General features: G+C 48.8%; 14 protein-coding genes. 6 read left to right on the top strand and 8 right to left on the bottom strand.

Annotated features, from left to right (window positions below):
- Positions 1-159 precede the first annotated feature (159 nt).
- The 6 genes from E5331_RS18290 to E5331_RS18265 form a co-directional block, all read right to left on the bottom strand.
- On the bottom strand, positions 160-1,374 hold the full coding sequence (locus E5331_RS18290) for a glycoside hydrolase family 5 protein (RefSeq protein WP_275441298.1): 1,215 nt from the start codon (positions 1,372-1,374) through the stop codon (positions 160-162).
- A gap of 200 nt (positions 1,375-1,574) precedes the next feature.
- Entirely contained in the window at positions 1,575-3,491 is a 1,917-nt protein-coding gene (locus E5331_RS18285; RefSeq protein WP_123480995.1) for a hypothetical protein, read from the bottom strand.
- An 18-nt stretch (positions 3,492-3,509) separates the two neighbouring features.
- Positions 3,510-5,030, bottom strand: a complete 1,521-nt coding sequence (locus E5331_RS18280; protein WP_123480996.1) for a RagB/SusD family nutrient uptake outer membrane protein — start codon at positions 5,028-5,030, stop codon at positions 3,510-3,512.
- A gap of 32 nt (positions 5,031-5,062) precedes the next feature.
- Positions 5,063-8,245, bottom strand: coding sequence for a SusC/RagA family TonB-linked outer membrane protein (locus tag E5331_RS18275; RefSeq protein ID WP_123480997.1), 3,183 nt, complete (start codon positions 8,243-8,245; stop codon positions 5,063-5,065).
- Between the two features lie 88 nt (positions 8,246-8,333).
- Positions 8,334-9,725 carry a BACON domain-containing protein gene (locus E5331_RS18270; RefSeq protein ID WP_168355297.1) on the bottom strand — a complete coding sequence of 464 codons (1,392 nt, stop codon included), beginning with the start codon at positions 9,723-9,725 and terminating at the stop codon, positions 8,334-8,336.
- 330 nt (positions 9,726-10,055) lie between these two features.
- Positions 10,056-12,983 (bottom strand): helix-turn-helix and ligand-binding sensor domain-containing protein, encoded by a 2,928-nt coding sequence (locus E5331_RS18265; RefSeq protein WP_123480999.1) that lies wholly within the window; start codon positions 12,981-12,983, stop codon positions 10,056-10,058.
- A 689-nt stretch (positions 12,984-13,672) separates the two neighbouring features.
- Here E5331_RS18265 and E5331_RS18260 point away from each other — a divergent pair.
- The 3 genes from E5331_RS18260 (at position 13,673) to E5331_RS18250 (ending at position 16,280) form a co-directional block, all read left to right on the top strand.
- The gene (locus E5331_RS18260) at positions 13,673-14,692 is read left to right on the top strand and encodes a homoserine O-acetyltransferase family protein (RefSeq protein WP_123481000.1); all 1,020 of its coding nucleotides are present in this window, start codon (positions 13,673-13,675) and stop codon (positions 14,690-14,692) included.
- Positions 14,693-14,829: 137 nt separating this feature from the next.
- A complete protein-coding gene (locus E5331_RS18255) occupies positions 14,830-15,690 on the top strand; it encodes an OmpA/MotB family protein (protein ID WP_123481001.1) in 861 nt (286 codons plus the stop codon).
- Positions 15,691-15,770: 80 nt separating this feature from the next.
- On the top strand, positions 15,771-16,280 hold the full coding sequence (locus tag E5331_RS18250) for a TlpA family protein disulfide reductase (protein WP_168355296.1): 510 nt from the start codon (positions 15,771-15,773) through the stop codon (positions 16,278-16,280).
- Here E5331_RS18250 and E5331_RS18245 read toward each other — a convergent pair.
- Entirely contained in the window at positions 16,261-17,154 is an 894-nt protein-coding gene (locus E5331_RS18245; RefSeq protein ID WP_123481003.1) for a serine O-acetyltransferase, read from the bottom strand. The genes E5331_RS18250 and E5331_RS18245 overlap by 20 nt on opposite strands.
- A gap of 124 nt (positions 17,155-17,278) precedes the next feature.
- Here E5331_RS18245 and E5331_RS18240 point away from each other — a divergent pair, with 124 nt between their 5' ends.
- The 3 genes from E5331_RS18240 (at position 17,279) to E5331_RS18230 (ending at position 20,254) form a co-directional block, all read left to right on the top strand.
- On the top strand, positions 17,279-18,130 hold the full coding sequence (locus E5331_RS18240) for an SDR family NAD(P)-dependent oxidoreductase (protein ID WP_135986116.1): 852 nt from the start codon (positions 17,279-17,281) through the stop codon (positions 18,128-18,130).
- Positions 18,131-18,497: 367 nt separating this feature from the next.
- The gene (locus E5331_RS18235) at positions 18,498-18,956 is read left to right on the top strand and encodes a DIP1984 family protein (protein WP_123481005.1); all 459 of its coding nucleotides are present in this window, start codon (positions 18,498-18,500) and stop codon (positions 18,954-18,956) included.
- A 329-nt stretch (positions 18,957-19,285) separates the two neighbouring features.
- Positions 19,286-20,254, top strand: coding sequence for a YitT family protein (locus tag E5331_RS18230; RefSeq protein ID WP_123481006.1), 969 nt, complete (start codon positions 19,286-19,288; stop codon positions 20,252-20,254).
- 586 nt (positions 20,255-20,840) lie between these two features.
- On the opposite strand, the gene E5331_RS20485 is transcribed toward E5331_RS18230, so the two are convergent.
- On the bottom strand, positions 20,841-21,033 hold a 193-nt coding region (locus E5331_RS20485), incomplete at its 5' end, for a hypothetical protein (protein WP_168355295.1).

Raw genomic sequence — 21,033 nt, 5'->3', positions numbered from 1 at the left:
ATTGGTTAAAATTCATTAAATATCTCATACAAATTTGTTTATAAAACAAATTGCCGGAAGAGAAACATTTCCCTTCCGGCAACCGCATCTGAGTTATGTATGAAGTCGTCAGTAACCTTTCCTCAGACGCATATCATCTATCTTGATTCGCAACCGATATTATTTTGCCTGCGGCACTTTAAGTCCCATTGAAGTGATGTAACCCTCCTGTGGCACGCAGTTCTTCAACTTGCACTGTTCTATGAATTTGTCAAGAGCCACCTTTGCCTTAGCCCTGTCAGGCTTAGCCTCTCTTATCTCGGCAAACGTGTGGTGCGGACCCTCTGCAAAACGGACAACCTCTTCCCATTCCTCCGGCATCTGTATGCCCATCATGCAACTGTTCTCGCGCTTCTTGTAGGGCCAGAATGTATAACCGATATTATTGTCTTTCATCGTCTTTACAAACTCTGCCTGCCATTCATCAGTGTTGTGACCGATCTCGCCCATATACATTGGACGGTTGCTCTTGTCGCGGAAATCGATGTATGACTGTATTGCTGCCGGTGTCGGGTCGCCGCCGTAACGATGGCATGTGAACATGAGCTGCGGATCATAGTCAGTATCCTTCAACGGCTCGAAATTACTGTTCCATTGTGGTGCTCCTATCAATATAACGTGGTTGGGATCCACCTCCCTGATAGCTGCCACGCATCTCTTGTGAAGAGGTTCCAGCTTGGCATTAAGCTCATCCTGATTATCAAAATATGTGGCTATAGGTTCGTTGATAAGCTCATAACCGAGAATCACAGGCTCATTCTTGTAATAGTCGGCTATCGTGCGCCATATATCGCAGAACTGCTGCTGGCTCTTCTCGCTCTCCAGAAGCCACGGATAGCCGTAGGAGTCATCGATATTGTCACCTGTCTGTCCGCCGGGGGCATCATGCATATCGAGGATAAGATAGAGATTGGCATCACGGCACCAGCTGACAACGCTGTCAATACGTGCAAATCCATCCTGTGAGGATGTGAGACCCATGTAGTCCTCATCTGTGAAGAGTTTATAGTGGAATGGCAGACGGATGGTGTTCGCGCCCGTAGATGCGATATACTCTATATCGTCGCGGGTGATATAGTTATCCTTGAATTGCTGCCAGAACTCAGCTGCTGCATCCGGACCGACAAGATGGCTGAAGAGATCGTTGATTTGTCGTGGCGCGTTCATACGCTGGAATCCGAACATGTATCCCTCCGGATTAAGCCAGTTGCCGAGATTCGTGCCTACGATAAATAATTTCTCCCCGTCAGGCTTGATAAGATCATGACCCTTTACCTGAACAAACGTCACCTCCTCTGTGGTGGCATCGACATTCTGTGCGCAACTCCAAGCCATAGAAGCGAGCAACAATGCGGAAGCTCCGCATACGACTGATGTCTGTAACTTATTCATATAAATGACGTTCTGTAATTTTTTATTATTATTTATAAGAATGGCTCCCCTGTTCAAGGATGACAGAGGAGCCACTATTACCTAAAACTCAATCTGATTCCTTAGATTTTATAACTTTGCTTATCTATTGTGCAACCATATCATCAATCACGGTGTTCCTGCACGATTATATCCTTGACCGTCACCTTGGTGCCTGCCGGATTACCGCCGAAATCAAGAACGATATTCATCTTCTCAATGTCGATGCCCGGGAGGTTAACCCATTTATATGTGACCTCATCATACGCCTCCACTACAACGCGGTCTGCCATATAGAAGATATTGTCGTCTTCAGAAGACACGCACTTGAATGTCACGCCCGGAAGATCCTGATTGGAATTGAAGGTCACACGGAAGTCATAGTTCTTATCTGCGCTTGTGGTCATGTCGGAGTTGAACGCGAACTGTGCCTGCCATTGGTCGGTAGTAGCCTCAGGCAATGTGAGGGTCCAAGAGTTTGCCTCCTCCACGAGTTCCGGATTATCTATCTGTGCCCATCCCGGAGCATAATAGTAGGTATTCTCATAAGTGCAGCCATGGAAAATATTGTCATCGCTGTTGACATCAACCCAGCTTACCGGAGCTTCCGGCTCCTCCTCTCCCGGAGTCGGGAGGACTGTGCCGTCGTCATCGGAATGCTTCTTGAAGACTATACCGGAGACTACGAAGTCTGTATCAGGATAACCGCCGAAGTCGAACGCTATCTTCATTACGCCGTCAAATCCGGGGAGATCGGAGAAGTAGTAGCATGAGCCGCCGCTTTCAAATGGCTGCTGTGCCGCCGTGCCCTCAAACAGAACGTTGTCGTCACCAATCTGCTGTACCTTGACAGTCACCTTGCTATCTACGGGAGAATCAATGTAACATGAGAAGTCGTATGTCTCTGCTGCCGAAACCTCAATGTCAGTCTCGATATGCACCTGACCTTGCCATTGATCATTGCCCATGGCTGCCGGAGTGTGGAGCGTGATCTTATCGTTCGCTACTTCAAGCAGGTCCGGTTCAAGACCGCCTGACCAGTCGCCGGGAGAGAACCATGTGGATGCCAAAGAGATATTGGCGTTTTTCCACATATTAAATTCGCTGTCATACTTGAATCCCTTGAAAGAGGTGTCTTCCGCCCTCGGCGCGATGATATACTGCCATGCTATTCCCTCACACTCCTGAACAAGCGTGATCTCGCTCTTGCTGAAATTAGCTATGCGATATCTGGGATTAGCGAAAGCCGCCTCTGTCGGAACGTAGGGGAACGGGGTGTTGGCGGGAAGCACAAGATAGAGGTTGGCTCCTTCCGGAGAGAGTGTGAACGTAGTCTGCACCTCTCCGACAGTCACACGGAAGTCGTTATCGTCATTCGGATTGTTGACCTCAAGACCGGGAAGAGAATTTACCCCCTTATTTACGTAGATTGTGCCTGACGCTCCGGGATTGAAAGTGTAAGTGCCGGATGACTCGCCTCCGTTATCACCGAAAGTAAGGATATTCTCATACAGACCCTCTGCCTCTTTCGCACCCGGTCCGCCATTCCACCATCCGGTGGGATTGCTGCCGTCGGGACCGCAACCGATGTTGCCATCCTTTGTTCCGTCGACCGACCATTCCTTCGAGGAGTTGTCGGTCAACGCCTTCATATAGGGGGTGAAATCGAAGATTGTGTTGGCTATATGGATGGTGCCGTTGACGGTGCCTTCAGACACGCCGTTGGCATTTCCCACCTTCATCTCAACCGGATAATCTCCGGCGATTGTTATGAGATCGCGGTAAGTGAGGGATGTGGAGGGACGGGTGCTGCCGTTGACATACCATATCGGATATACGCCCTTAGCATTATTGCCATTGGCATCGAGGATATTGAGTTCCACATTATTGAGTTCGTCAACCGCAATGCCGATCTTATAGTCGGAGGCTTTCGGCAAGCCTGCCATCGACGGCTGGAAGACCGATTCCTGCGAGCATGCGCTGAACATGAGGATTGCTCCTGCCATGACGCTGCTCCTGAAGATGATATTTGATTTTTTCATTTTTTCAATTTCTAAGGATTACTGGAAATACTGGTCATTCTGCTTGAGAGTGCCATGACACATGTCAATCTCATCCTGCGGGAAGGGGAGATATTTCTTGTTGTCGGTGTAGTTGCCTGTGCGGTCGTCAGGAATCTCATTCCCTTTCACAAGGAGATCTTTTGCAAGACCGGTGCGGATGAGATCCCAATAGCGTTTCCCCTCACCGAGGAATTCCCATGCGCGTTCCTGAATGATGTTGTCGAGTGTGGCGGGCACAGATTCAAGTCCGGCACGTGAGCGCACCATATCAAGGTATCTCTGTGCGTTCGACGAGCCAAGCTCCGCAGCATTCAGAAGCACCTCGGAGAAGCGATACAGACGCAGGTTGTTGTTGTAGTTGAGGACTGCATCGGCAATCTGTCCGGAATTGCCTCCGATCTTGCCTGCATATTTCGCAAGGAAATAGCCGGTGTCCTGGAAGCCCTTCTGATAAGAACCCTCTTCAGGCTGCCATATACTTGCATCTCGACGCTTATCATTTGCATCGTAAGAATCAAACGTAGACTTACGCACTGTCGCAAAGCCCCAGCCTGTATTGTCGTGAATGCCATCTGCGCTTGAATAACCACGCGGCAGAATCATACAGGGCACCACAGTGCCGCCGCAGGTGCCGCCCCAGCTCCAGTTACGGTTGGCAAGATAGTCGGAGTAGTTGATTTCAAACACTGACTCTGAGCACCATTCTCCCGTCACGTCCCAAATAGCCGAGAAATCATTCATCAGCTGATACTTGCCGGAGTTGATGATCTCCTCCATGTAGCCCAATGCCTTGGATTTGCGGCTCTGGTCGTTCTGATACATCACAATTTCTGTGTAGAGCATATATACGAAGTGCTTGGTGACGCGTCCTAATTCCCCGCCTTCGCATTTCTCAGGAAGATAATTGTCGGCAATAACCTTCTCCAGGTCTTTAATTATGAACTCATACACCTCATCGGCGGTATATTGCGTGCCGAGGAAGTCGCCTGAGAGGTTCTTGTCGTAGTATACGATGTTGCCCCACCAGTGCCATAGCTGGTTGTAGTAGAACGCACGTAATGCCAGTGCCTCCGACTCGTAACGATTGCGGTGAGCGAGCTCCAGATCAGTGTTCGGTGTCCAGAAATCAAACATATAGTGGAGGGCATCGTTGCAACGTTTCACTCCGGAATATGCGTTGGAATAGTTGGTGCTGAGCACAGATGTGGATGTGGAGACGAAGTTGAACACCTTCTTCCACTGATCCATGTCGTTGACGTCGCCGCCACCGGGGAAACACTGGTCAGCAAGCACCTCCGGATATATATTCAATCCGGTATAGTTGTTGGCGTAGTCAAACCAGTGGAGAGGATCGTATGCTGCCACCACTGATTGCCAGATGTTGTCATCGGTAGTGTAGTAATCCTCCACAGTGTCCTGTGTATTGTTGGTTATGTCCAGCCAGTCGGAGCCACAAGATGTGATGCCGGTGCTCATGATTGCCAAGGAGCCAAGCAGAATATATTTCTTTATTTTCATTGCTTTGTCTGTTATTGATGATGTGATTCAGGTTAGATCGACACGTTGAAACCTATAGTGAAGGTGCGCGCCTCCGGATAGTTGCCATAGTCGATACCGATATTGGTGCCGTCGCCTACTTCCGGTGTGAAGCCGCGATATTTTGTGGCAGTGAAGAGGTTTTCGCCCATCACAAATACTTTGATATTGTCAAATCCGATTTTCTTCACAATGTTGAAAGGGAGTGTGTAGGAGAGTGTCAGGTTGGAACAACGCAGATATGCACCACTCTTCACGTAAAGGTCAGAACTTGCCCAGTTGCGTGAATCGCCGAGACGGTAGATAGGAATTGTGTTGGATGTGCCCTCGCCTGTCCAGCGGTTAAGCATCCAAGACGGCATATTCTTTGCAGGTGTGTCACCACGAAGTGATGCGTCATAGATCTGGTTGCCCCAAACGCCCTGGAAGTATGCAGTGAGCTGGAAGCCTTTCCAACCTGCACCGATATTGAAACCGTAGGTCCAGTCAGGAAGACCCTTACCGATCTTGGTACGGTCATCAGCATTGATTGTGCCGTCGTTGTTGGTGTCAAGGAACACGACATCGCCCGGATTTGCATACCATGAGGTCTGACCCGGTGTGAGTCCGTATTTCTCATTGTAAGCGTCCGCCTCAGCCTGATTCTGGAATATGCCATTGGTCTTATAGCCATAGAAGAAGGGGAACACCTCACCGTTCATCGAACGAGCGATATCTCCGGCTGTACCATTGGACACCTCTGATCTCCAACCATCGGAGTTACCGAGGTTGACAAGTTCATTCTTAACGTAGGAAAGGTTACCACCGAGATTTACCTCCCATTCCCCGAATGTATGTGCCCATCTGAGTTCCATCTCGACACCGGTATTGTCCATCGTGCCGACGTTGCCGATAGGTTTGGATTCTCCCACGTAGGTAGGGATCATCATAGTCATGAGCATACCGGTGGTACGTTTCTTATACCAGTCGATGGTGAACTGCAATGAATTGTCGAGAAATCCGAAGTCAAGACCTACGTCTGTCTGAGTTGACTCCTCCCATTTAAGGTCAGGATTTGCAAGACCGGATGCCTTTGAACCGTATGTCTGGCTTGAACCCTCAGGTCCAAAATAGTAGTTGTTGTTACCGTTGGTGAGTACTGTGTAAGCGAAATCACCGATTGCCTCGTTACCATTCTTACCCCATGAGAAGCGCACTTTCGTATTGCTCCACCATGTCGGGCGTCCCTCAAGGAATTTCTCGCTTGTCGGATTCCAACCCAATGAGAACGATGGGAATGTAGCCCACTTGTTGTTTGTACCGAATCTGGACGAACCATCACGTCTTACCGTAGCCTGCAACATGTAGCGTCCGCCGAAGTCGTATGAAACTCGTCCGAAATATGAGAGGAGTTTAGGCCATGCAGAATTTGGTCCGGCATCACCGGTGCGGTTGCCGCCATCCTCTTCACCGGGCTGTCCCTGTCCCACTGTTACCCAAGGTTTAGCGAAATTGTAGAGTTTATTGGCTGACGCGTTGATCCACCATCCTGTGCTCTGTTTTGCTGACTCACCAAGCACGATGTTGACGTGGTGGTCGCCAAATTCCTTGTCATAGAAGATGATATTCTCAAGCTGCCATGTCCAGCCTCGGTTGGATGAGGCGGAAGCCGTGGCATGAATTGCATCGGTGTTGTTAAGGTTGCTGTAATAGCTGGGTTCCGTATGGCTGTCGCTACCCCAGAAAGCGAGGTCGCCGCCAAAGCTTATGCGATATTTTATTGCATCCCAAATCTGGATCTCTCCCACGAAGTTGGTCACAATCTTATGGCTCCAGTTTTTGCCTGCGGGGAACGACCAGCCATAGAACGGGTTGGTAAGCTCCTGATAACCGCCGCCGAACGCTTCAGGCACAGTGTAAAGGTTTCCATTTGAATCATAACGGGGCACATATTTGTCGTTGCCGGCATAGAAATCCATCTGACGCTTATATTCCGGAGAACCCGGAACAAGTGTCGGGGTAAGAATCGGCGACATCCCGAGTGCGTTGGTGATAGCACCACCATAGTAGCCACCGCCACCACCGAAGCCTTTGGAATGGATACGTGCGTATGATACGTTAGTGGTCAGAACCACCTTATTCAGATAGTTACGTTTTGCAGACTCATCAAAGAGCGTGTAGGTATTGTTGGAACGCAATGTCAGACGATTGTAGTTCGACTGATTGTAGTTGCCTCCGATGATACCCTCCTGGTCAAAATATCCGAATGAAAGGAAATAGTTGACTTTTTCGCTTGCACCCGACACTGATACCTGATGATTCATGACCGGAGCATTGTCGTTGAATATGGCAGCCTGCCAGTCGTAGCCCTCGCCATAGCTATATGGGTCGTCGTATGGAGCCGGCTGACCGATATTGAGATAACCCTCGTTCTTCATGAGTGCATACTGAGAGGCGTTAAGCATGTCGATTGATTTGAGTTTCGACTGCCAGCCATAAGAGAAGTCGTAGGTGAGTTTTGCACGTCCCTGCACGCCGCTCTTGGTAGTCACAAGGATAACACCGTTAGCTGCACGTGCACCGTAAACCGCACCTGATGCTGCATCTTTCAGCACCTCAATTGACTTGATATCGGCAGGGTTAAGGTAATCAATGCCACCCTCGATAGGCATACCGTCGACGATATAGAGAGGATTGGAGTTGTTGATTGTGCCGACACCACGCACGCGGATCTGTGCCGCGCTACCGGGCTGTCCGTTGGCTGTAGTAGCGGTGACACCTGCAGTGACGCCTTTAAGTGCATTCTGCACATTGACCGGTGCCGTCTGCTCAAGAGTCTCCTCTCCCACTTTTGAGATTGCAGCTGTGACCACACTCTTCTTCTGTGTGCCGTAGCCCACCACAACCAAGTCATCGAGAATCTGAGAATCCTCTATGAGGTTGATTGTCAAACCGTTCATGACTCCGTTCACTTTTATCTCCTGCGGTGTGTAGCCGACATACGAGACTATAAGCGTAGAGCCCTTCTTCGCATTGACACTAAATTTGCCGTCAATGTCAGTGGCGGCTCCGGAAGTGGAACCCTTCACCATCACTGTCGCCCCTATAAGAGGCTCTCCGTCGGTAGCCGAGACTACCGTACCTGTCACTTTGATATCTTGGGCGTATATCCCCAGACACGTCATGACCGCAATGAGAAACATGGTAAGTTTTTTCATTTCTTCATAGGTTATAAGTTAGTACATAAGTTTATTTAGAATCGGTTGAATGATGTGTCAGATCTGAAAGAAAACCGGTAATGGCTTCTTACTGTTTCTGAAACACACGTATATAGTCCACTTTCATGGTGATTGGCAGCGCACTTTCATCAACGCCCTTGTAGCCACCCCAATCGCCACCCCATGCGAGGTTGAGTATCGGATAGAAGGCATAGTGGAAGGGCCAGCTGTCATGGTCGGAACCCATCTCTGCTTTGGTCACTTTGAGCTGGACCTTACCGTCAACGTATGTGGTGATTGCATCCTCTGTCCATTCGAGGGCATAAGTGTGGAAGCCACCCTCCGCTCCGGCGCATTTCATCTCATGGGTCTTCTGTGTTCCCTTTGTATGGTTATATTTCTCAGTATGCAACGATGATGACACCCTGTCGGCATCTGCGCCGACCTCCTCCATGATGTCAATCTCTCCACACTTAGGCCAGGGGTTGGTGCCCCAATCCACATTGCAAGGCATCATCCAGAATGCAGGCCATGTACCTTTTCCCGACGGGAGCATGATGCGAGCCTCAATATAGCCGTAAAGCCAGCCTGTGGACGGACGGGCGTTGATACGTCCGGAATAGATCTTTCCATCCTTCCCCTTGAAGCAGTTAATGTTGAGGAATCCATCCTTTATCTCTGTGGTGCGCTTGCCGTCGATCTCTTTGTCGGTATAAGTCTGAAGCTCATTATTGACGTGTCCTGCCGCCCAATTCTCATGCACCCAGTCCTTTCCCGGGACGCTACCCTCATTGAATTCATCGCTCCATACCAGCGAGTAGCCTTCGGGAGCAACAACCTCATCGCTAAGCTGCGATACCTCTATCTTGGAGGATGTCTCTCCACATGATAAGGTCAATGTGGCATTGCGGGTAGACTCTCCGTCATTGGCGGCGGCTTTCACTGTCACTTCCGTGTCGCCTTTCCCACCCTTTACAGGTGAGACCGTGAGCCAGCTCTCAGATGATTCCAATGTCCAATCGGCGTTAGACGTCACTGTGAATGTGCCTGTCGATTCTTGTGCCCCGAATGTAAACGAAGAGGCTGTCGATATTGCCTTCTTCACGAAACTCTGGGTCAATGCCACTGTCTTTACCGCTTTGCCCCCCGACACGATGTTGATGGCTGCCGTGCGCTCCTCCATTCCGGAATTGGTCTGAACAGTAACCTTGACAATGGTAGACTCATTCTTGATCCCTCCCGACGGACGCAACGATACCCAATCGGCATCGCTCTTTACCGCCCAATCGGCATCTGCTGTCACGGTCAATTCAAGAGTAGCTGATTCCGGACCTGATGACAGGATTTCGGGGGCAACCGAAACCACTACATTCCCGGATGACTGCGAAGGCGCATCATTGCCGTCATCACCACATGCGCCAAGCGTAGGGGTGATGAATAGCATCGATGCCATTATCGCTGATAGTACTGACTTTTTCATGTGTAGTTTTTGATTTTGGTTTTGTTTTCGTTTAACTTTAGGTGTAGTTTGATTCATGAGTATCCGAGCCTGCCCGGTGTTCATTTTCTCACCTGCATCAAGATTCCGGAATTGGAACCCGTGCAGGTTTTCGGTTGCAAATGTAAGGTGTAAGCTTGATTCGTTGCAACTTTTTGCATGCTTTTTTATTACGTCACACTTATTTTTTCAATACGTCAACAATACATCACAATAACTAAATATTTATCTCACAATATTTTAAGTATACGCTGTTAACAAATTTTTAAAGTCGTCATTAATGCCGGGAACCAGGTAATTTCGAATATGAAGTCAGAATTTATTTATGAAGTCGGTCAGGCTGTCATCCCGCTCAAGTCCGAATTTCTTCCTGATGCGGTAGCGCATTGTCTCCACTCCCCTCACCGATATGTTGAGAAGAGGGGCTATCTCTTTTGTTGAAAGGTTCATCTTGAGATAAGCACACATCAGCACTTCATTATTCGACAAATCGAGGAAACGCTGACGCAGTTTCTTTATGAAATCGTCATGCACAAGATCAAATTCCTCAACCACCCTATTGAACACCTGATCGCTCTTTATATCGACCGTCACCTTCCCCTGGAGTTCCTGTATCGCCCGTCGGGCATCCCCCTGGCTCTTGGGAAGCATCTGCTGGATATTCTGCAAATCGCGTTTCACGGTCTGCAATGTCTCATTCTTATGCGACAGACTCATCATCACATTCGCCATCTCCTGCGCCTTATGACGAAGCTCCTTGTCGAGTTTCTCCTTCTCCAGTTCGATTATCTTATGGTCTTTCAGCTTAGACTCCCATTCAAAATCTGCTTGCTGGCGTATAAGCTGCGCATCTTTCTCCCTGATAAGAGCCTGCTGCTTACGATGCACACGCATACGCTCAAGCATTATGCAACCGTAGACCATCGCAATAGCCAATATCACGTAGACCGACATTGCCCACCCGCTTCTCCACCACGGGGGCAACACCCGGAACTCTATGGAATCCACACTCTCCAACCCGTCGGGAGAGATTGCCTTTATATCGAAACGGAAGTCGCCATTTTTCAGATTAGTGTATTCCTTCACGTTGGAGGATGATGGTGAGCTCCATTTCTCATGGTTCAGACGGCAACTGTAGACCACTCCTTGTGCCGACTCAAGAGGATTGCCAAATTCTATCTTTATACTGTTTTCTGAATATCTGAGCACGATCGTCCCCTTCTCCGATATGAAATTTCCCCGGAATATGGTGGAATCCTTCATTGCCGTAACCGCCACCCTACCGATGCGCGACAAGGGTGCAATAGGGAGTACGGTATCTGGATGATTCTCATCTGCCGATGGGTCGGAAAAATCAAAAAACAGGAATCCGGTATGGGTAGGATAGGCAAGATAGTCGGATGAAACCGGGAAAAACAGATCCCCATCATGGATGGGACGGGTGTCGGATCCGAGCAGGAGAAGGCGGCGCACTCCGAGTATCCCCGCCGGATCCGCACATATAATCTCCTTATCGGTAAGGGCATACAGCTTGCCGTCGCGCTTCTTAAGCCGCCGCACATTCTTAGGTGATCCTATCAGTAGACCAAGTCTTTCATCTCGCACTATCGAGTTTGCCTTAGAATCATAACGCCATATACCGGATGGGGCGGCGAAATAGATGTCGTTGTCTATACGGCTTACCGACACATCGGAGGTCAGTGACTGCCCATCCGCTGTCGCTCTATAATTATAAGTGTCTTTCACTCTCATTGTGGCAGTGTCGATATCCAGACGGTATATGCCGCTCTCCCCATCATAACTCCATAGCTTTGTGGGAGATTCCTGCACGAAATTATAGCAGCTCCCCTTATAGCCGTCGATTGCCCCGATCAGTATCCATGTGTCACCTCTCTTCTCTATTATCTGGAACCCGAAATATGTGCCGACATACGCACGCCGGTGTGTCCCCCGCAGAAGTTTGAGATCCCACGTGCCATTGGTTCCCTCTATCCTCTTTGCCAATCCATCCTTGACAATAAACAGTCCACGGTCATGACAACAGAAGAGGTCGCCATCGATCTCCGTAAGCCCCCACACCTGTCCCGTCACTCCCGGAATCTGCCGGAATGTTACCCCGGATATATCCTCTCCGGGAGTATAATCAAAATAGAAGAGCCCACGGTTGGTGCCGAGATACATCTTACCTTTGTGAATGGCTACCGCCGAACCGGAACCGATGGGAAGATTGTTGTTGGAGAATGTCTCCACCGGTGTGGTGAGCATTATCTCCGCCACTCCTACGTCAAGTCCTGTCCACAGATTGCCCGAAGAGTCAAAGCCCAACGACAGGACAGTATTATTGGGGAGTCCGGATGACTCACTATATACGCTCTTTGATCCGGTTGACATATCGACAGTCACCACTCCATTACCGATACTGCCCAATGCAAGCGTCCCACCGAATATATCCGCGCTGAATATCTCCCCCACGGCAGCGGCAGATTCCGACACCACTTTAAGATACGTAAGTTCATTACGATCATAGCGGAACACTCCCCTGTCGGCAGTCACTATCAGCATCGACTTACCGTAAGGCAATATCCCCCTTATTCTACATCCTTTCAGCAAGTCTGCCCCCGGAGCATCCACCACTGTCCTCCCCATCAAAAATTTAAGTCCGTCTCCGGATCCCAGCCAGAGAACGTCGTCAATCATATTGGAGCAATCAAGCTTGAAACTACAATCTATACGGTAATGTTGGTTCTTATCCTGATCATACACTATTATATTCATGTCGCCCTGTGCGTACACCTCATTCTTACTGGGATATATGCCCCATATATTCCCTATATAACGGTCGTTTCCGACACTGTCGCTGAGGCATACATATTTCAATGATTCACTTGAAGAGGGAAGGAAATAGCCGAACTCATTTATACCCCCGACATACAGCCGATAGGATTCCTCATCCATCCTCACGCTGCGTGCGGCATAACGGTTGTTGAGTCTGAAGAGGTCAATCGCAGAGCCGTCATATTGAATCACACCGTCCTGTGTGGCGAAAAACGTCCATCTGTCGCCGTATGTGGCAACGCTCCAGGCTTTTGCCACTGACAACATCGTGTTGGGGTATGAACGTATTATCTTCAACCCAATGGCATTGGCAGATTGGCATTGAACCATCGCCATCATTATCAGGAATATGACGACTATAGTATCGGACAAGCTATTTATCTTGCAGAAGGCATATTGTCTCATGTTAGTAGTCTAAAGTTTTTCATTCCATTCGGTCATGATGAGGCGTGCATATCATTTCACCTCTCTCGTATTGATGACTTTTCCAACCATATCAACAAGGTCTGGCTGAACTTCCGGCAACCGAATTTGCCTCCAAAATTAAAAAACTTTTCCCATATTCACAAAAAATTGTCATAATTCCAGCGTCATAATTAAAATTACATTATCAAATTCATACCTTTTCTCTCTTTTTATCCTATTCTGCATATTTTTCTTCAATAATAATTTACAAAATTCTTGGAGTATAAATATTTTTATTAATTTTGCATCCACACACCGAAGCGACACAAGCACTTGATATGCTTGATAAGTCCGACTCCGATTCTGAGAAGATTCGAACGCGATTAACGCTTCACATCAACTACCATGCAACATCGGCTGAGAGAATCCGCAGGTGTTGCCATCGGCCAGAGTTCTGTTCTTTTAATTTTGTCACTACGGCCGATGTATGTTTGGTTGAATAATGGTACATTGGAATCCACCGGCTTTGCCGGAATGATCCTTTGGAGTCAGCGACATTTCTTTCAGTTTTTTCATGTCGTGGCTCTAAAAAATCAAAGGGCGGCTCCGTGAGGTGTCGCCCTTATTGTCGGAGTGAGATAAAATTTCTATCTTTGCACTTGGTTTTTAACCTCTCGTTCAATCTGACAATGAAACAATTCTTTCACTCTGATGCCCCTTTCTCTCTCGAATGTGGCGAAACGCTACCCTCTCTCTCCATCGCTTTCCACACTTACGGCTCCTTGAATGAGGACCGAAGCAATGTAATATGGGTCATGCATGGGTTGACCGCCAATTCCGACGTGGCTGACTGGTGGCCCGGCACGGTCGGAGAGGGTCTTTTCCTCGATCCATCAAAATATTTTATTGTCTGTGCCAACATGCTCGGTTCTTGCTACGGCACGACAGGTCCATCGTCAATAAATCCTGCCACAGGTGAACCCTGGTGTGACTCATTCCCCCGCGTGACAATACGCGATATGGTGCATGCACATCAGCTACTCGCGAAGCATCTCGGAATCACAAGGCTACATGAGATGATCGGCGTATCTCTCGGAGGGTTTCAGGCGATTGAATGGATGGTGACCGATCCGCAGATAGCGGAAAACGTGATGTTCTGTGCCACCGATTCCTCTTGCAGCCCTTGGCTTGCGGCTTTCAATCAGTCGATGTATATGGCGATAAAGACCGACCCGACCTGGGGGCTACACTCTCTCGATGCAGCCAAGAAAGGGCTTGCCACTGCCCGCTCAATCGCCCTAATAAGCTATCGTGGACCTTTCGCCTACAACATGAGCCAGCGTGATCCGGAAGAGAAACCCGACCCATTCTTCCATCGTGTGCAGACTTATCAGGAATATCAGGGGAAGAAGCTGTGTGACAGGTTCGACGTCTATTCCTACGTGCGTATATGCCAGAGCGGCGACTCCCACGACGTCGGAAGGGGAAGAGGCGGTCTCGAAAACGCGCTGAAGAGAATAAATGCCAACACTCTCGTGATCGGAATCAACTCCGACATCCTCTTCCCTCCAGCTTGCCTTGAGGAGCTGGCAAAGAGGATACCGGGATCAAGACTTGAGCTCATGGACTCGAAATTCGCACATGACGGCTTCCTCATCGAGCATGAGAAACTGAATGAGATAATGCTCCGTTGGAGGGAGTCAAGATAAACCATCCACTCGATTTTGGGTCATAATATTGATAATATGACGATACTGAGGATTATTTTTCAGTTTTCGGAATTTATTGATTAACTTTGCAGAAATTTATAGCGCGGCGTCTGCCGCCATTAACAAAAAAATCAATTATGAAATTCAAGCATTTATTCCTTGGATTCGCTCTCGTAGGCATAATGTCTACAAGCTGCGTCCCCAACAAAAAGTATGCAGAGCTCCAGACAAAGTATGACGAGCTCCAGACCACCTACGGCAGCACACGCGAAGATCTCATCAACTGCAATGCCAACACCCGCAATCTCGAGTCGCAGCTCCAGGCAGCAAAACAGGGCAACCTTGAGCTCAAGAAAGGGATGCAGGATCTCAAGAACACTCTCGACAAGAGTATGGATGCCAACGCTCAGGGCAGCGTCAACATCGCAAAGCTCGTAGACGAGATCAATGCTTCAAACCAATATATCAAACAGCTTGTAGAAGCCAAATCTAAGTCTGACTCGCTCAACATAGCCCTCACCAATAGACTGACCCGCTCGCTCACAACCGACGAGATGAAGGAAGTGGACGTAAAGGTGCTGAAAGGCGTGGTGTATATATCTCTCGCTGACAATATGCTCTTCAAGAGCGGCAGCTATGAGGTGAACAGCCGTGCGATGGAGACTCTTTCCAAAATAGCAAAGATTCTTAAGGATTATAAGGATTTTGACGTGCTTGTGGAAGGAAACACCGACAATGTGCCTATCTCCAAGACTAACATCCGCAACAACTGGGACCTCTCTGCCCTTCGTGCATCTTCAATCGTGCAAGTGCTTCAGAATAATTTCGGCATTGATCCCAAGCGTATGTCTGCTGCCGGACGCGGTGAGTTTAATCCTATCTCCGACAACGACTCCGAGCTCGGCAAACAGCGTAACCGGCGCACAGAGATCATCATCACTCCGAAGCTTGACGAGTTTATGGATCTCATCGACAAGGCTCCCGAGACTGAAGACTAATCTCATATTCACCAAAGGACGGGCGCAATTCCCTTGCGTCCGTCCTTTTTTTATTATGTCGCTGTTTTTATTCTATGGTCATGAAAACCCGATTGATTGCACCATTATTGGCAATACTTCTCTCCGGATGCATCACGGAGAAGGATGAGGAAAATATCGGAATTCAGCGTGGTGACGCGCTGCCGGACTTCTCCGTTGACCTTTCCGACGGCAGACGGATATCTGCCGTCGACATGAAGGGGAAGAGGGTGCTGATTGAATTTTTCAACACGTCATGCGGAGATTGCCGGCGGGGACTCCCGTCTGTGGATAGTGTATATCTTGAATATAAGGATAATCCGGATGTGCTGGTAATGGCTATCGCACGCGATGAAAGGGCCGCGGAGATTGAAAGCTATTGGGAAAGCAATGGTCTGTCAATCCCATATTCCGCACAAGACGACAGACGGATCTACAATCTCTTTGCAACCACGGGAATCCCTCGCACATTCATCTCGAATGAACAGGGAATGGTAGTAGCCACTTTCGGGGATGCCGACCTCCCCACATTCTCCATGCTGCGGGATACCCTCACGTCTCCTTCTGACTGAATGCCTTCTGCTGCACTATGCGCGACCATGGCTCAACGGAATGGGTAAGCCAGATATTACCTCCGATCACTGAGTCGTGACCTACCGTTATCCGCCCCAATATGGTGGAATTTGAGTAGATTGTCACGTTATCCTCTATGATGGGATGACGCGGTATGTTGAGCGGATGCCCGTTGCTGTCAAGCGAGAAGTTCTTCGCGCCGAGCGTGACGCCCTGATATAGCGTAACGTGATTTCCGATGATGCACGTCTCCCCTATCACCACGCCTGTGCCGTGGTCTATGGCGAAGTATTCACCTATGGTGGCACCGGGATTGATGTCGATGCCGGTGGTGGAATGAGCAAGCTCCGTGATGACGCGGGGAATAACAGGAATACCCAATTTCAGCAGGACATGTGCCGACCGGTAATGCACCATGGCGTTGACCACCGGATAGCTAAGTATGATCTCTGCATAGTTGTCGGCGGCAGGGTCATTGTCATACATTGCCTCCACATCCGTGAAAAGGAGCCGCTTGATCTCCGGAAGCTCATCTATAAACTGCAACGCAAGCAATGATGCCTCTTCCGACACTTCCTCCTCCTCATACGTATTGTCGAAACGCAGTGCCCTCCTTATCTCTGTATGAAGCAGGGAGTATAGTTTCTCAATATTCACTCCAAGATAACATGAACGGATCCTCTCATTATTGCGCCGGCAGTCAAAGAAATCAGGAAACACAATCGCCCTGACCAACGACACTATATCCCTAAGTCCGGCAACCGATGGGAACGCCCCATCCCCACGTGGCACCATGCGCATCTCCTGAGGCGAGGACTGCGACAGAATCCTTACATTTCTCAACAATCTCTCCTCTATTGGCAGTCTGTTCATCTATCTGTTTTTATTTCATTTAATTTTCATAATTCCTCACAAAATTACACATAAATCCTCATAAAATCATATCTTTTCTAAAAAATACACGAGAAAGGGTTAGTTTTGTAAAAAAAATCATGATATGGCAGACAATTATCTCGAAAGACGCATGGATGACCTGCGAAACGGTCGCCTGCAACAATCAAATAAGATTCAGGCATCCGTTTCCCAACGGAAAGGATATCTTTCTGTGAATTTCCCGATGCGCAGGGTGCTTGTAACGGGTGGCGCAAACGGCATCGGGCTCGCTGTGACGCGTGCTTTCCTGAAGGCGGGATGCAAGGTGGCGGTGATGGATATTGACCGCGAGAAGGGCGAGAAATTGGCACATGACGAGGGCGTGAGATTCTACAACGTGGATCTTGCCGATAAAGATGCTCTCGAAAAAGCTCTCGACAATCTTTTCTCCGCATGGAAAGACCTGGATATAGTGGTAAGCAATGCCGGGATATCCACTTTCCAACCCCTTACCGAGGGCGATCCGGAGATTTTTGACCGAATAATCGACACTAACCTTCGTCCCGCCTATCTAATCGCACGCGCATGGGCAATACATCGCAAGCAGTTCCCCATCCCAAATACGTTTGGAGGAAGAATGATCTGCATCTCATCCACTCGTCATATCCAAAGCGAAGAGGGTACAGAGGGCTACTCCGCCTCAAAAGGGGGTATAGCATCCCTTACCCACTCTCTGATGATGTCATTATCCCCATACGGAATCACCGTGAATTGCATCTCTCCCGGCTGGATCCATACCGGAGATCCCGAAGGATTATCCGAGATTGATCATCTCCAACACCCATCACGACGCGTCGGCACACCGCAAGATATTGCCCGCCTGTGCATCTTCCTGTCGCTCCCTGACAACGATTTCATCAATGGTGCCGACATACCCGTAGATGGCGGCATGACCCGAAAGATGATCTATCAATAAAAGCAATCTCCTCGTCAATTAAAAGCAATAATTTCCTAAATATTAAAATAATAGCATTTGTTAAGCATTTTAAGCATTTCTTTAATATAAACAATGCTTAAAATGCTTAATTAATTTAATTCGTAAAAAGCAAGCAAAAAAAATTCCCCATTCCAGCCGCATTCGGAAGTCCCTGCCCGTGCCCGGCAGTTTCTTTTGAGCCTCGCTCAAAACCAAGTCCATTTGAGTTCCACTCAAAATCAAAAAAATTCCCCTCCTATTTCTCCGGAATAAACAATTTCCCCTCTACCGAGCGTTATATACATAGCGGCATCTCCACTTCCCGACAAAAGAGGAGATGCCGCCAGGAATCTTAATTATTAATCGTATGAAATTAGCTGAAGCATTAAGCCGGCGTGCGGCTCTCACCGAGAAAGTGCAGCAACTCAAAGTGCGTCTCAACGATTGCATGAAAGTGCAGGAGGGGGACACTCCTCCTGAAACACCGGAAGAGGTGGTGGCGGCTCTTGACGACACACTGCGTGAACTCAGAAACCTCATCTATAAAATCAACATAACAAATTCCCGCACTTTCATCGACGGTGAATCCATCACATCCCTTCTCGCGCTGCGCGACGTGGAGAGCATGAAGGCCCGCACTCTCGCCGATGCCCTCCGCAACCTGACCGCACGCGAAGACCGCTACAACCGCAACGAGATAAAATACGTCCGCACTGTCGATGTCAACGATTTCCGTCGTATGACCGACCGATGCGCCGCTGAACTGCGTCAGCTCGACCTGAAGATACAGTCGCTGAGCTGGACCACAGATCTGATAGAGGAATAATCCCAATACCTACAAAAACCACTCCGTCCGACGGATGACGGTTGGCGGCGACGCAAACTTTTTTGCTTATGTTCACCGTTGAGACATGGTAATTCTTGCAACGCGCAGTCTCAGCATAGTGCACAAGAGCATAGCGCATGGCCTTGTCAGGCCGGCATAGAGCATCACCATGCATCGGCCGAACGCCACCCGCCGGACGGTTTCATATCCCTCATCCTCCACCCATAACCCTGCCGCGAAAAATTCGTCAGAATAATCTCATCTGAGAATAGACCTTATTTGGAAGTTTTTCTGTAATTTTGCCGAATCATTAAGACACGATTTTTCGCATGAACCACAGACTTCAACTATCAGGATTAAACCGGGCGCAATTGGTGAATGAGACAATTGATCTCATGTATATCATCATCGGAATTGCCATATATTCCCTCGGATTCACTATTTTCATCCTTCCACACCATATCGTCATAGGCGGCATGGCAGGTTTCAGCACACTCATCTACTACGCCAGCAGCCAAACAATACCCGTAGCCGTCACAATGTATGGCACAAACATACTCCTGCTGATATGCGGATATAAATTCTTAGGAAAAGGATTCGTGTTGCGCACAATATTCGGTGCCACTGTCCTCTCCCTCATAATCGGATGCATGGAAGGATACTTCACCTCGCATCCGCCACTCGTGACCGACCGCACGATGAGCGTCGCAATGGGTTCGATACTCCTCGGCATAGGCATCGGGGTATACTACAGCCACCACGGCACGACAGGTGGAACCGACATCGTGGCAGCCGTAATGTCGAAGATAAGCAACGTATCAATGGGGCGGGTAATGATGATTGTCGACATTTCAATCGTGGCGTGCTCATTCTTCCTCCCATTCGACGGCGACATGGAAGCGCGCATACAGTCACGCACGCAATCAATCATATACGGTTGGCTCGCAATATTCATCTATTCATATATCGCCGACAAATTCGTATATGAAGGACGACAGACAGTGCAATTCCTCATAATCTCCGACGCATGGAATAAGATAGCATACCGCATAACCCATGAGACCGGACGAGGCGTCACAACTTGGAACGGACAAGGCTACTGGACAGAACAGGAGCGTAAGATGATGATGGTATGGTGCAGGAAAGGAGACACACACGCCATCTACCGCATCGTGAAAGATGAAGACCAGACCGCATACATCACCACATCCTACGTAAAAAGCGTATATGGCAACGGTTTCGATGCACTTAAATTAAAGAAACGCAAACGTATCCAGACCCCGCCTTCAAAAGAATAAACGTTCACAATTCCCCTCAAATAATAAAAAAACGACCATCTTCCTAAAGATTTTAAGTGCAATATATTGCACGAATCAAATAGAATGATTAACTTTGCACTGACTTTGAGACCGCAAAGTGCCGGAATCCCACGATGACAGCACAGACGGTTTGAAGTTCTTAGGATTGTCTTATGGTGTAATGGTAGCACTACAGTTTTTGGTTCTGTCTGTCCAGGTTCGAATCCTGGTAAGACAACAATCCAAGCCCAAAGAAAAAAGGGAGTGAAAGAGACAAAATCTCATTCACTCCCCTATTCTTTTGCCATCCTCAGCCCCTTCAAAAGCCCTACCCCCTTAATAGCCCCCTTTCAAAAGACTGGAATTACAAGCCCAGAGCCCCGTATCCTCCTTTCAAAAGACTGGAGTCCCGTGCCCGAGCCCATGGGCGAGGGGTGCCGTCACCTCCCTCCTCCTCCCGTCCGGAGTCAGAAGAAAATACCGCTCCCACAGATCCGTAATCAGAATGCCATCCTCCCCCGCCTCCGAAATCCTCCGATAAATCCGCCCACTGCCGTCACCCCCATCCCGACAGCCACATCCAGCATCACAAGAACCATCCTTCCGATAGCCATCCTCCGGCAGAAACACCACATCCCCATACACCGGCACATTCACCAGCATCCATCCCCCGTGGCACCGCCTCCTGACGCGCAACATACCGTCCACCCCCGGCACCTCCAGATAATACCCCTTCCAGCACGACTCCGAGATCCCCTCCCGCGTCACAAACCAGAACT

It is taken from the genome of Lepagella muris (assembly GCF_004793975.1).
Taxonomy (GTDB): domain Bacteria; phylum Bacteroidota; class Bacteroidia; order Bacteroidales; family Muribaculaceae; genus Lepagella; species Lepagella muris.
Note: the sequence above shows the minus strand (reverse complement) of the source record. Positions and strands in the feature narration are given on the sequence as shown.